This window comes from Synechococcus sp. PROS-9-1, assembly GCF_014279775.1.
Classification (GTDB): Bacteria; Cyanobacteriota; Cyanobacteriia; order PCC-6307; family Cyanobiaceae; genus Synechococcus_C.
The window spans coordinates 455,417-468,129 of sequence record NZ_CP047961.1; the positions used below are offsets into that span (position 1 = coordinate 455,417).

General features: G+C 55.7%; 15 protein-coding genes and 1 tRNA gene. 5 read left to right on the plus strand and 11 right to left on the minus strand.

Annotation, left to right across the window (positions count from 1 at the left end):
* Both rodA and SynPROS91_RS02275 read right to left on the minus strand, forming a co-directional pair.
* Complete coding sequence (rodA, locus tag SynPROS91_RS02270) at positions 1-1,272, minus strand: rod shape-determining protein RodA (RefSeq protein ID WP_255439868.1); 1,272 nt, start codon at positions 1,270-1,272, stop codon at positions 1-3.
* A gap of 2 nt (positions 1,273-1,274) precedes the next feature.
* Complete coding sequence (locus SynPROS91_RS02275) at positions 1,275-2,351, minus strand: Mrp/NBP35 family ATP-binding protein (RefSeq protein WP_186518085.1); 1,077 nt, start codon at positions 2,349-2,351, stop codon at positions 1,275-1,277.
* Positions 2,352-2,465: 114 nt separating this feature from the next.
* Between SynPROS91_RS02275 and hemF the strand changes: the two genes are divergently transcribed.
* Positions 2,466-3,551 carry an oxygen-dependent coproporphyrinogen oxidase gene (gene hemF, locus SynPROS91_RS02280; RefSeq protein ID WP_186518087.1) on the plus strand — a complete coding sequence of 362 codons (1,086 nt, stop codon included), beginning with the start codon at positions 2,466-2,468 and terminating at the stop codon, positions 3,549-3,551.
* Here the strand turns inward: hemF and SynPROS91_RS02285 are convergent.
* From SynPROS91_RS02285 to SynPROS91_RS02295, 3 genes are read right to left on the minus strand one after another with little or no spacing between them, the layout of a single operon-like run.
* The gene (locus tag SynPROS91_RS02285) at positions 3,478-4,377 is read right to left on the minus strand and encodes an N-acetylmuramoyl-L-alanine amidase (protein WP_186518089.1); all 900 of its coding nucleotides are present in this window, start codon (positions 4,375-4,377) and stop codon (positions 3,478-3,480) included. The genes hemF and SynPROS91_RS02285 overlap by 74 nt on opposite strands.
* A 4-nt stretch (positions 4,378-4,381) precedes the next feature.
* Positions 4,382-4,936 (minus strand): cofactor assembly of complex C subunit B, encoded by a 555-nt coding sequence (locus SynPROS91_RS02290; protein ID WP_186518091.1) that lies wholly within the window; start codon positions 4,934-4,936, stop codon positions 4,382-4,384.
* Between the two features lie 31 nt (positions 4,937-4,967).
* Complete coding sequence (locus tag SynPROS91_RS02295) at positions 4,968-5,351, minus strand: PadR family transcriptional regulator (RefSeq protein ID WP_186518093.1); 384 nt, start codon at positions 5,349-5,351, stop codon at positions 4,968-4,970.
* Positions 5,352-5,476: 125 nt separating this feature from the next.
* On the opposite strand from SynPROS91_RS02295, the gene SynPROS91_RS02300 reads away from it, so the two are divergent.
* Positions 5,477-6,121 (plus strand): ribonuclease D, encoded by a 645-nt coding sequence (locus SynPROS91_RS02300; protein ID WP_186518095.1) that lies wholly within the window; start codon positions 5,477-5,479, stop codon positions 6,119-6,121.
* 36 nt (positions 6,122-6,157) lie between these two features.
* Here the strand turns inward: SynPROS91_RS02300 and SynPROS91_RS02305 are convergent, their stop codons facing one another.
* Complete coding sequence (locus tag SynPROS91_RS02305) at positions 6,158-6,427, minus strand: hypothetical protein (protein WP_186518097.1); 270 nt, start codon at positions 6,425-6,427, stop codon at positions 6,158-6,160.
* A 20-nt stretch (positions 6,428-6,447) separates the two neighbouring features.
* A complete protein-coding gene (locus SynPROS91_RS02310) occupies positions 6,448-7,677 on the minus strand; it encodes a lipid-A-disaccharide synthase-related protein (RefSeq protein WP_186518099.1) in 1,230 nt (409 codons plus the stop codon).
* A 54-nt stretch (positions 7,678-7,731) separates the two neighbouring features.
* Between SynPROS91_RS02310 and SynPROS91_RS02315 the strand changes: the two genes are divergently transcribed.
* Positions 7,732-7,802 (plus strand) — tRNA-Cys (locus tag SynPROS91_RS02315).
* 458 nt (positions 7,803-8,260) lie between these two features.
* Entirely contained in the window at positions 8,261-9,034 is a 774-nt protein-coding gene (locus SynPROS91_RS02320; RefSeq protein ID WP_186518101.1) for an ion transporter, read from the plus strand.
* A gap of 116 nt (positions 9,035-9,150) precedes the next feature.
* Here SynPROS91_RS02320 and SynPROS91_RS02325 read toward each other — a convergent pair whose 3' ends face one another.
* Together SynPROS91_RS02325 and SynPROS91_RS12115 are read right to left on the minus strand one after the other, a co-directional pair.
* Positions 9,151-9,663, minus strand: a complete 513-nt coding sequence (locus SynPROS91_RS02325) for a hypothetical protein (RefSeq protein WP_255439870.1) — start codon at positions 9,661-9,663, stop codon at positions 9,151-9,153.
* A 4-nt stretch (positions 9,664-9,667) separates the two neighbouring features.
* Positions 9,668-9,847 carry a hypothetical protein gene (locus SynPROS91_RS12115; RefSeq protein ID WP_186519838.1) on the minus strand — a complete coding sequence of 60 codons (180 nt, stop codon included), beginning with the start codon at positions 9,845-9,847 and terminating at the stop codon, positions 9,668-9,670.
* A gap of 49 nt (positions 9,848-9,896) precedes the next feature.
* Between SynPROS91_RS12115 and SynPROS91_RS02335 the strand changes: the two genes are divergently transcribed.
* Entirely contained in the window at positions 9,897-10,856 is a 960-nt protein-coding gene (locus SynPROS91_RS02335; protein ID WP_186518103.1) for an aldo/keto reductase, read from the plus strand.
* Here the strand turns inward: SynPROS91_RS02335 and SynPROS91_RS02340 are convergent.
* Entirely contained in the window at positions 10,844-11,497 is a 654-nt protein-coding gene (locus tag SynPROS91_RS02340; RefSeq protein ID WP_186518105.1) for a histidine phosphotransferase, read from the minus strand. The genes SynPROS91_RS02335 and SynPROS91_RS02340 overlap by 13 nt on opposite strands.
* A 137-nt stretch (positions 11,498-11,634) precedes the next feature.
* Positions 11,635-12,675, minus strand: a complete 1,041-nt coding sequence (gene purM, locus SynPROS91_RS02345; protein ID WP_186518107.1) for a phosphoribosylformylglycinamidine cyclo-ligase — start codon at positions 12,673-12,675, stop codon at positions 11,635-11,637.
* Positions 12,676-12,713 lie beyond the last annotated feature (38 nt).

Sequence of the window (12,713 nt, forward strand, 5' to 3'; positions counted from 1 at the left end):
TCATCGGTTCAGGGACCGTTTGGAGCGCCTCGATACCGATAGACACAGTCCTAGGGCTAAGAAATTCACGACCATTGCGCTTCGGCCGTAACTCATAAAAGGAAGGGGGATGCCAGTGACAGGACCAAGGCCAATGGTCATGAAGATGTTCACGACAACTTGAAACATCAGCATGGTGGCGACGCCAATCACCACGAGCGATTCGAAATCAGAACGGCTTTGCCCAGCCACCTGAAGCAGGCGCCCCATCAAGAGTGCAAATCCGACAACAACCAAAATTGTGCCTAAGAATCCAGTCTCTTCACCCAGAGCACTGAAGATGAAGTCGGTGTGCTGTTCAGGAATAAAGCGCAATTTAGTGAGTTGCCCTTGTAGTAGCCCCATCCCGAACAAGCCTCCCGATCCAATTCCAACCGTGCTTTGCAGCAGGTGGTAGCCGCCTCCGAGGGGATCTTTTGCTGGGTCGAGAAACAGCACGAGGCGATCACGCTGATAGTCCTGCAAGCCGTGCATCCACATCCAAGGGGTGACGAGGGCCGCAGCAGATTGCACGAGCATCACTAGGGCAAGCGCCACCCGTTTCCATGGCAACGATCGGTAGGCAATGATCATGGTTAGCGGGATCCAGGCAGCCAGTCCCCATGGGAAGAGTCCCGCGAGCAAGGCCGTAGCCAGGGGTGAGAGCAGCAGCACGAGCCACTCAATCGGCATGCCCGACCAATAGAGCATCGTGAGCAGCAGCGCACCAAAAACAAGCGATGTTCCGAGGTCGGGCTGGATGAACACCAGCACCCAAGGAATCGAGATGATCCCTAACGGACGCAGCAGATCGACGGGTCTTTCGACAGGGTGCCGATCGAGCACCGCCGCCAGCAAAAGAATGGCCGACAATTTTGCGAACTCCGACGGTTGGACGTGCACCCCGCCGATGCTGAGCCAGCGTTGAGCGCCCAGCGCAGTGGTTCCCACTAGGCGAACGGCGACCAGGCTGACCACCGTGATGGCATAAATCGGAATCAGCAGTGGTTTCAGCCGCAGCAATGGAAGCCTGGCTGTCACCAGAGCGATCACAACTCCGACAGCGGCCGTGATCCAGTGGTGATACCAGTCGGCGTAATCAGCTTGGCGCTGGGTGCTTGCGATCAAGAGACCCGCCACCATGACCATGGCGAGGGGGACACCCCACAACACCGGTTCCTTGAGTTGCCAGCCTTTGCTTCGCCGGTTGAGGGTGAACAGGCTGTGTTCACGACTCATCGGGCCAATTTTCATGCTCAGCTGATCGCCTGAAGGCGGTTGCCGAGTGTCTCAGCCAGCTGATTGAAGGCCTGCGCACTTGCGGAGTTGGGATGGCTGATGCTGATGGGCCGGCCTTGATCGCCTCCCTCTTGCACGGACATTTCCATCGGGATCTGGGCCAAGAGAGGAACGTCGAAGGCTTCCGCCAAAGTTTGTCCGCCTCCTGATCCAAACAGGGCATAGCTCCTGTCGGGTTGATCTGGTGGGATGAAGGCGCTCATGTTTTCGACAACGCCAAGAACCGGGACCCCCATCTGAAGAAACATGGCCAAGCCACGCCTGGCATCTTGCAAAGCCACCTTTTGTGGTGTGGTCACGATCACCACTCCGGCCATCGGTACGGCCTGGGCTAGGGAAAGTTGGGCATCGCCAGTTCCAGGAGGAAGATCCACGATCAGGACATCGCGCTCGCTCCAGTCCACTTGATAAAGAAACTGTCGAATAATTCCGTTCAGCATCGGTCCGCGCCAAATCACGGGTTGGTTTTCTTCGATCAACAACCCCATCGAGACCACGGCGACTCCGCAGCTTTCAAGGGGGATCATCCGCTGATCATCACCAGAGCCATTGACCTCAGGGGTTTGATCAGTAACGCCAAGCATGATCGGGGCGTTGGGCCCGTAAATATCGGCATCGAGCAAGCCAACACGGAGCCCCTGTTTTGCAAGTGAGCAAGCGAGATTGACTGCCACAGTGCTTTTGCCGACCCCTCCTTTTCCACTGCTGACCGCAATCACCTGTTTGACTCCAGGGATCGGTTGGCGTTCGGCTGCTTGGCCATGGCCGGCTTGACCAATTCCCCCTTGAGACGGTGGGCTGCCCAATTCAATTTGGACGTCCTGAATGGTTTCAAGGGTTAGGAGGTGTTCTCGTGCCTCAGCGACGATGCGGTCCCGTTGACCTTGGGCAAAGCCAGGGAGGTTGAGACGGAGCACCGCGCGGGGTGGATCAACACGTACGCGATCCAGCCAGCCCAGTTCCACAACAGACCGATTGCTGCCTGCATCCACAATCCCTTTCAGCAACTCAGCTGCCTGTTCTGCTATGGCCATGCATCTGTTGCTTTGGGGTGGATCCTAGGGGCGCTGCCCATGACAGTCCTTCACACATGCTTGTCGGGACCGGTGTCAGGCTGAAATGGTCGTTTGATCGTTCATCGCCAGTTCATGGTTCGCTCTTTACTCAAGCGCCTCAAAGGCAAGATCTTGCTCTCCTCTGATGACACGGGGGAGCGACCACCGTCCGATTCCCGCACGCGAGCCCGGGCATTGGTGCAGGGCCTCCAAAATGAAATTTGCTCTGGTCTTGAGCAACTCGATGGCAGTGCCCATTTCCAAGAAGAGAGTTGGGATCGTCCGGAAGGTGGTGGTGGGCGCTCGAGAGTGATGACCGAAGGGCGGGTGTTTGAACAGGGAGGGGTGAATTTTTCTGAGGTTCACGGCAAAGAATTGCCACCGTCGATCCTCAAGCAGCGTCCTGATGCCAAAGGGCATCCCTGGTTCGCAACGGGAACGTCGATGGTGTTGCATCCGCGCAATCCCTTCATTCCGACCGTTCACTTGAACTATCGCTATTTCGAGGCTGGCCCGGTTTGGTGGTTTGGAGGTGGTGCCGATCTCACGCCTTTTTATCCGTTTCTTGAGGACGCCCGCCACTTCCATCGCGAGCACAAGCGGGCCTGTGATTCCATCGATCCCAAGCTCTATACCGTGTTTAAGCCTTGGTGCGATGAATATTTTTTCCTGAAGCACCGCAAGGAAACAAGAGGGATCGGCGGGATTTTTTATGACTACCAAGATGGCAGTGGTCGCTTGTATCGGGGCCAGGATGCAGAGGGACCTGCGGCGCGTCAAGCCGCTGAGATCGGCTCATGCCGCCTTGGTTGGGATCAGCTGCACGATTTAGCGCGCGCTTGTGGACAAGCCTTCTTGCCTGCTTACACCCCGATTGTGGAGAAGCGCAATCCGCTTCCCTATGGAGAGAGGGAGCGTCAATTTCAGCTCTACCGACGTGGCCGTTATGTGGAATTCAATTTGGTGTGGGATCGGGGCACGATTTTTGGACTGCAGACCAATGGTCGTACTGAATCGATCTTGATGTCTCTGCCGCCGATGGCACGTTGGCAGTACGGCTATCGAGCCCCAGAAGGCTCCCGGGAGGAATTGCTCACAGACCTCTTTACCCGTCCGCAGGATTGGTTTGGGGATCCGACGCTTGAGGACCGTTGCCGCCCCCATCAGGCGATCGATTGACCCCCTGCTCCAAAGCATCCACAACGCGCAACGCCAAACAATCGATCGTGTGCTGTTGGGTGTTGGGATTGCGGAGCTTCTGCTCTAGCGGCGGTTCCAGCATTCCAATTTCAAGAATGCTGATTCCCCGTCGGGGCCCTCCTAATCCACCTCGGAACAGTCTTGGGAAGCGTCCAAAGGTCTTGCCAAGACTTTCATCAATCGTGTTAAGGGGTCTGTTGATTGCAGGGATTAAGCCTGAGCCAAATCCATAGGGGCTATAGGCATCGAAATGAATTTCGAGGATGTATTCGCGATTGGCTGAGCGCACCCTCGCTTGCGACCAGTTGGTCTTGGGGTGGTTGTCATTCCGGATCGTGAGAGCTGGTGGGTTGTAGCTGCTGATCTTCAGAGCCCGGGCTTTCCCGAGGCGAACCACCGCGGTTTGAACCTTCAAATTCCAGTACAGCTCGTCGCGCATGCGTGCATCCATCGGAGCTTGCTTGTTCACTCCAACTGCAAATCCAGGGGTGCCTGCACTGTCCATCCCCTGGGAGTCGGCATGACCTGCCATCACGACAATGGGAGAGTCTTTCGCCACAGGGGTGGTTCCCACCCAGCGGCCAGGCAGTCGGGTCCTAGCTCCTAATAAAGGGTCAGGGTTGGATGGCGCTGGGCAGACCGGTTGCTTTGGAAGGGTTCCTCCCGATGTTGCTGCGGCGCTGTCTTGGATTCTGAGGCTGTGCTCTTTCGCCTGAGTAAGAACCAGGGCGACCATGGACATCAGGCTGACGCTGATCGGGATGATGACCCGTTTGCGTTGAATCCAGGCCGGAATGCGGGGCATGGATTCAGATGGGGGAGGTGAGCAAGGAGCCATCGCTGGCGAGTTCAAGCGGTTCCCCTAAAGCAAGCTCAAGGGCGATCAATTCGTCGCGGTGCGCGCGAAGCCTGAGGGTGCTTCCTTCTTGGGGTGCTGGTTCGATCAAACGGATTTGGATCCCCTCCTGACGCGCAGCCCGTCGGCTGTAAACCCAACCGGCAAGGGGCCCTAGCAGGCTGAGCGAGACCGGCCACCATCCAATCGATGGGTTGAGCTCACGCAGCACGAGCCCAAGGCAACCTGCTCCAACCCCACCGAGAAGGGAGAGCAACACAGCTAATGGGTTGCTGGAGGCCACACGTCCGCGATATTCGAGCAAGCAGCGCTCTGCATCGCCGCCATCGCGAATCCAACCGCGACTCTCGAGCCACGCGCAGAGTCCTTCCATCACTTCAAGCGCAGGCCGCGGCGAGTGCACCTCCACCACAGTGGTGCGATCTTTGCTGGCGGCTCGCAAGAAGAAAACCAGTCCAATGGCCAACAGCAGAGTCAGCAGCAATGTGGATGTCTGTGTGGTTGGCATCCGCTGCGCTTGGTCTTTTAGTCCACCTGTTCTAGGTGGTCACGGGGTCATGTTCGAGGAGCCAGCGATGCCATGGGTCCATCAACCGCTCAGCCTCAGCTCTGGCTTCCTCATGGAGATGAAGCATGCGGCGAGGACGGCCGCGGCTTGGGCAACGCTTGCTATAGCAATCGAGCAGCTCCTGCTGATTCAGGAAATCAACGGCCTGGTGCAGAACGGTTTCCGAAACGCGCAACTGAGGGTGTTCTCGTTGAAGTCTCTGGAGCAGTCCAGAGGGGTAGCTGTCGTGTTGGAGCAGGCAGGCCAGGATCCAGCACACCGCAAGTTCAAGATCTAAAAACAGTGGCGGTGGTTGCTGAAAATAATGTTCGATATCGGCCAGGCAGTTGTGAGTGGCGTTGTGGTGGAGGAGCATAAAGCCGATCGATCTCAGATTGGTCTAGCTCGGTCTCGGTTTGATTTTCAAGCCGCGAATGGGAAAACATTCTGCTTGCGGACAAGAGGTCAAAGTGGAGTGCTGCGTCCAACTTCTCTGTTGCCATGACTGACATCTCCGCACAGCCTCGAACGTTTGCTGTTTTCGATGGCGATCTTGATGCGGACTGGGCGGAGCGCTATAGCCATGCCACCGCTCTCGCAGTGGATACCGAAGCCATGGGCTTGATTCATGGACGGGATCGTCTCTGCTTGGTTCAAATTTGTGACGCCGAAGATCAGGTGTGTTGCATTCGCATCGCTCTGGGTCAAACAGAGGCTCCACGCCTTAAGGCGTTGATGGAGCGGACCTCGATTGAAAAAGTGTTCCACTTCGCCAGATTTGATGTTGCGGCGCTTGCAACCGGGCTGGGCATCAGGGTGAATCCCATTTTTTGTACCAAGGTGGGGAGTCGATTGGCCCGCACCTATAGCCCTCGCCATGGACTCAAGGAGGTGGTGATGGAGCTGGTGGGTGTGGAGCTGGATAAGCAGGCCCAAAGCAGTGATTGGGGGCGTGTGGATGAACTCAGCGAGACACAGCTCGCCTATGCGGCTAACGATGCGCGTTACCTACTGCCAGCCCGAGACCGCTTGAAGGAGATGTTGCAGCGTGAGGGACGCTGGGAGCTTGCCGAGCGTTGCTTTGGTTGCATTCCGGTGATGTCCGATCTCGATCGCTTCCGCTTCACCCAGACGTTTGAACATTGATGGCCTCAACGCTCTGCAGTTCTGTTGATCTGCACATCAATCCTCCAGCATGAATTTCTCATCCAGGGGCTCTGCTTCGAGCAAGCGGTCCAGCACTTGCCCCTGATCGTGTTCTCCCTTGGAACGTTCGGTTTGTGCGTCTGCAAGCAGGGTTGTGGCCACCTCTTTACGAGACGTCAAATCTTTGGCACCTGTTTTGTTTGCGGCGAGTTCAATTCTGCGGCGGGCTGAAGACTGGCTGATGCCAAGTTGGGTGGCCAGTTCCGCGCAGAGCCTGAGGTAGTCATGGTCCTGAATCGCGGGCATGGCTGAGGGACGATTGCCTCTCAGTATCCGCGGCCGAGCGGCAGTTGGATCAGAACTCGCTTGGCGATGGCTTCACTGCCACCGGCAGGGCCCATGCGTTCGCGACCTCTTCGACCCATTTGCAATCTCAGCGATGAATCCTCGAGGAGCTGGTTCAGACGTGTGTTGAGCTCATGGCTCGATTGACAAGAACGCACAGCTCCACCGAGCAAGCGACTTTGGCGTTTTGCGAATCCTTGGGTGAACTGAGGCCCTTTCCCTGGAAGGGAGAGAGCGGGTATGCCCAGCCCGACGAGTTGCTCGGTGGCTGTTCCTGCCGTTGCCACGCCCACCTCAGCCCATGGAGCCCAGAGGTCGAACTGACCGGGTCCCAACAAGACAAGGACATGTCCCTTCAGCCAGCAGGCTCCTGCCTGCAAGGCATCACTGGGTGGCGGGCTGGATTGAAACCCTTGGCGCTTGAGTTCTGAACCAAGCGATTGAAGGCCTGCCGTGCTGCCAAGCGCGACCAGCACAGCAATCGGTCGGTCGCTGGGCAACGGTGCCAACCCGAGTAGTAAACGGCTGAAGTTGCGCTCTGCTTCCGGCATTCGGCTTCCGCACAGCAGCAGGATGCGCCTGCAACGAGTCAGGCTGGCCGGGGCGGTTGCGTTGCTCAACCCATCCATCATTGGATTGCCAGGGGCTTCTGCGCGGACCCCGTGTTTTCGTAGCCCTCGAGCCGTTAAACGGTCACGGGTGACCACCAACCGGCAGCGTTCGTTGCGCATGAGCAGCCACTCCCAGGGATCCCATTCGCTTCCCTTAAGAGCGTGATATCTGTCGCTGAGGTCACGACCAGGGCCGCTGCACCAGGTGTAATCGCTTTTTGGGGTACCAACGAAGCCGAAGGGTCGTCCCGAACCCCAAGCCATCAAGAGCGGGAGAAGGTCTCCGACCGCAAGGACGGCGCCGACCTCAGATCGGTGCTTGCGCAGGCATCGCCACTGCTGCCAGGTGAGCAGGGGTAGTCCGGCGAATAAATCCGCGAGGAGGCCGCGCAGACTTTGATTGCTAAACCCGCCGCTTGGGAGCGGCGCGGAGGGACCGACTTGTTGAACCCAGCCTTTCTCGATGGCTGCCTTGAAGCTTCCGCCCGTTCCAACGAGCGGCAACACCTTCAGCGTTAGTTGCGGACGTTGATTTCGCAGTGCCTCAATGATCCTCAAGGTGATGAGGTCTTCCCCGTGACCATTGCTGATCAGCAGCAAGGACCCTGAACCCTCGCTGATACGATCCGCTTGTGGAGTTGACGCTCCCTGAATGGCGGCATGGCCAAGTGGTAAGGCAGAGGATTGCAAATCCTTTATCCCCAGTTCGAATCTGGGTGCCGCCTTTGATCTCAACAGGCCCGAAAGGGTTTTTTTGATTGTTTTGCGAATGCCCACGCTACGCAAAATCCTCAAATTTTTCGCTCAGAATCTGTTTCATTTGGGCTGAATTGTGGTCTTGTCGTTGAAGGGCTCTTAAGGAGTTTGCGCTTGTTCTCCTTTCAGGCATCTTCCCAGATCTTCGTGAGCGGGAGAGTCTTGATCTTGCGGTTGGTTTTGCCTTGAAGCGGCAGTTTTTATGAATGAAGCGCTGAAGGGCATGGGGCAAGCAAAAAAAAGCCTCAGGAGAATTCGATCTCCTGAGGCCTGAGTCGTTCTCATGCGACCACGTCTTTCTAAATGAGTTGCTGAGTATTTGTGCTTACGGAATGCCGCCAATGGAGGTTCGGTTGTCCGTGGTCGCTTGGGTGGTCATTGAGGGTTTTTGGTATCAAAATAAAATGCACTTCGATGGGCGAATTGGGTGAAAAATATTAGAAATAGGGTTCATGATTTGCTTGGTGAAGGACAAAGTAGTCAAAAAAGCACATTCGTTGTCAGAGCGATTGGGGTTTTGATTGTCTTTTCAATCCTTCTGGCAATTCTTGCTACCGAGCCAGTGATTCGTGGTCCTAATCTTGATCTTTTGGCGAAATTAGATCTGGTTGTCGCAATCTTGTTCCTAGTGGAATACCTTTCCCGTCTGTGGATTGCGCCGTTAAGGGATGGGGCTCGAAAAGGAGTACGAGGAGCGCTGGAATTCGCAATCACTCCTATGGCGATTCTGGATCTTGTTGCGATTGCACCAACGATTCTTGGTTTTATCTCTCCTGAGCTCTACCTTCTTCGTGCGATTCGTCTTGCGCGAATTGGGCGAATAGGGCGTTCTAAGCGTTTCCAGAAAAGCGTGAGGCATTTCAATCATGCCATCACCTCGAAGAGAGAAGAGCTGCAAATTTCTGCAATTTATTCGGCTGTAGTGATTAGTCTCAGTAGTGCTTTGATGTATTTAGTTGAGGGAAATATTCAACCTGAGCAGTTCGGTTCCATTCCCAGGTGTCTTTGGTGGTCAGTGATTACCGTAACAACGGTTGGCTATGGAGATGTGTCTCCAGAAACTGCGGCGGGGAAGATTGTTGCTGCAATCACGGCATTGTTTGGGATTGCAGTGATCGCTATCCCTATCGGAATAATTTCATCTGGGTTTACCGATTCCCTGAGTTTGGAGAAAGCGAATTTAGATTCCAAGAAGGGTTGAGACCCCTACCCAACGACAGCAAAGAATGATCAATCGATTGTTGTCTCAATCACTCAGGTTATGGGGGGTGCTGGTTCTTCGTTGTTTGATGCATTCGAATACAAGAGTTTTGAAGCCTAGAGATGGGCCTCCGCTTGATAAACCTCACCATTGATGTGCAGAGCGCGGCACTTCAGAACTCTGTCTTTCAAGTTGCATTCTCCGTTGTTAGCGGCCCAAGCTTTGGGTAAGCCCGTAGCAATTCCATTGGAGTTGAAGGAGGCCTCTGCCACGCTTGAAACAGCGCTTTTCCAGGACGCAGCGCTTAAGCGACAGGTTCCAGCGCTGCATGTCAAAGGCGATTCTCCTTGAGATGTCAGGGTCACGAACGTGAGCTGTCTACGGGAATTTTTGGTGGTTCCGTGACCAATCAATCGGATGGCTACAACGGAGGCACTGCGTCCGTTGAGTTGCAAGGTGATGCAAGCAACGCTGTCTTGCGTGCTGTCGGTATAGAAACACTCCTTGGTGTCGGTTTCGTAGCGGCCAATCTTGGGATTCGGATCGGCTGCACCTCTGATCGGAAAGCTCAGCATGCTGCTCAGCAGCAGCAAGGTGCTGAGGCGCAGAGAGAAAGAGCGATCGATCATCTGTTTAGTAATCGTTGTCGGCTACACAGATGCCCATGCAACGGATGCCGTTTGAGGCAGTACGACGGCAGTGAGGACAAAGGACCTTTTCAGTTTGGCTAGTTGCGCTGCTATCCCCTGCTCCATCTGAGTCATCCCCAGCTGTTTTGCTTGCACTGATGATGGATTCTGCGATCGATGCCATGGCGAGCGCTGCTTTACGGCGATCATGGCGTGCAGAGTGAAAGGTCGGCGTGACGGGAATCGGATTTGGAACTTGGGCCTGGGGCAATCAATTGCTGTGGGGGTACCAACCGGAGCGCGACGATCCCGATCTTGAGGCCACGCTGATCGCAGCTGTTCAAGGCGGACTGTCGCTTGTGGACACCGCCGATTCCTACGGCACGGGTCGCCTCAATGGGCGCAGCGAACTGTTGCTGGGTCAGTTTCTACGCGCCATGGATCCTGCTCAGTCCAGGCAGCTCAAGGTGGCAACCAAGCTGGCACCATTCCCTTGGCGGCTGGGGCGCAGCGGCTTTAAGCGTGCCTTTGATGCCAGCAAAAAGCGGTTGGGAGGGCATTTGGATCGCATCCAATTGCATTGGAGTACTGCTCGGTATGCCCCTTGGCAAGAGTTGCCTTTGCTCGATGGGCTTGGAGACCTCGTCGAGCAAGGCTTGGTGCCAGAACTTGGCTTGTCCAACGTGGGACCGAAGCGTCTTCGCTTCCTGCATGGACATCTCTTGACCAGAGGGATCCGACTTCAGAGCGTTCAAGTTCAGCTCTCTCTGCTCGCACCTGAACCAGTCCTGAGTTGCGAGTTGGCGCAAGTGTGCCAGGAGCTTGGTGTTGAGTTGTTGGCCTATAGCCCCCTAGCCCTCGGCATTTTGGCGATCCCTCCGGGAGTGCAAGGCAACACCTCAACGCTGCTGCGATCAAGGTTGTTTCAGCGCTTGCTACCCGCCAGTGAGGATTTGCGTTCGCTGATGGGTGAGATCGCTGCACAACGAAGCGCCTCGATGGCACAAGTGGCTTTGAATTGGTGCCGGGCCCATGGAGCTTGCCCGATTCCTGGGCTAAGGCGGCCAGCCCAAGCTCTCGATGCGGCCGCAGCTTTGCATTGGTCGTTGAATGCAACCGAGAGGCAATCGTTGGATCAACTCAGCCAACGAACAGCGGCACGCATGCCAGCAAATCCATTTCAGAGTGCCTGATCAGCAGGATCAGGATCGGGACTTACAACCACTGGCAAGGATGATGATTTGCTCTGGAAGGGAATGATCTTCACCGGGGGCACCGGGGTCTCCGGGATCACCGGTGAAGGATCAGAACTCTCTTCCTGCACCTTGGATTGTTCACATGCATTCAATGCTTCTTGAAGCAGTGAATCGAATGTGGCACCTGGCAAACGATGCCTGGCGATTTCGAGAAATGTTCTTGGTAAAGACTCCCCCGCTGCACTCAGGACAGCTGGGTTGTCACGGCGCTGCTGCTGCTCTTCTTCAATGGCACGAAGAAAGCGATGCGTTACATCACGCTTCGTACACGCTTTGATCAGGGTGTCTCGGTCGGCAATTGGCTGATCGGCAATCTCTTCAAGTTCAACAATCCTGCGCTCGAGGCTTTCGAGAACTTCGGCAGCTTCTTTTGTGATATTTGCGAGTTGTCCGTCCGACAGGAAGGGCATATCTGCAACAAAGACTTTTCCGTGATCTTTGAGGGCTAAAAAGGTAGGCCTAGGTCCTTGCCGATGACCTGATGCACGGTCATAATTTCCGCCAAGAGGCCGGCGTGGAGGCGTAGGTCCAGCAGAAGCTCGTCTACGAGTTGTTCTTTGAATTCTATCGAAAGCCATTTCTAGTTAAAAATTAACGCTCTATTTGCGGCGAATGCCGAGGTGCCTTGACAACACTAACGATTGAAACCCTGACAAGGTTTGAGAGCCCAGCCAGTTTCAAGAGCTTACGGATCTAATTGTATATGGAGCAGAACTCATGCTGGGAGTCCCAAGACGGATCCCTTCCCATCCCCGCTTGATGAACGTTCGATATGTCCGATAGTCCAGGCCTGAATTCCCTCCGATTCGCATGCTTTTTCAGCCATGGAAACCGCTTCTTCGGGGACGATCAGGCAGTATCCAATTCCGAGATTAAACGTGTGCCAGAGGTCCCTTTCGGGGATGTCGCCGTAGGACTTCAGCCAGTCATAGATAGCCGGTCGTGTCCAGCTCGAGGGGTCCACGCTTGCCTTTAGGCCCTGTGGAAGGCAACGCGGCAGGTTCTCAGGAAGACCTCCTCCTGTGATGTGAGCCATTCCATGAATGGGTGTTCCTGCGTCGAGCAAGGCTTTTACATGGCGTCCATAGAGCTGAGTGGGAGTGAGCAAGGTCTCGATCAGAGGTTGCTCGCTGGGTCCGTATGTGGTGTCAGCATTGGCGCCAGCTTTTGTGAGCACCTTGCGGACCAGGCTGAAGCCGTTGCTGTGAATGCCGCTACTGGCAATGCCCAAAATGCGATCGCCCGCGCGGATCTGCCGACCGTCGATCAGGTGCTCCTCTTCAACAACGGCCACGCAGAAGCCTGCTAGGTCGTAGCGCCCTGGTGGATAGAACCCAGGCATTTCAGCGGTTTCGCCACCCAATAAAGCGCAGCCACTCACGCGGCATCCCTCGGCAATGCCCTCCACAACGGTGGCCATGGCTTCAGGGCTTAGAGCTCCAGTGGCCATGTAGTCGAGGAAAAATAGGGGTTCAGCCCCACTGGTGATCACATCGTTGACACACATGGCCACGAGGTCGATCCCCACGTTGTGATGACCGCCATGGTCTTGAGCGAGTTCAAGCTTGGTGCCAACGCCATCGGTCCCCGACACCAATAGGGGCTTCTTCAGTCCTGCGGGAAGGCGCATCAGGCCGCCAAAACCACCGAGTCCGCCCACGACCTCTGGTCGGTGCGTTGCTTCCACGCTCTTGCGGATTCTGTTGACGAAGGCACGCCCCGCCTCCACATCGACCCCAGCGGTTTTGTAGTCCATTCAAAAATGCTTCACTTCAATGATCCTCCTCTTTCACG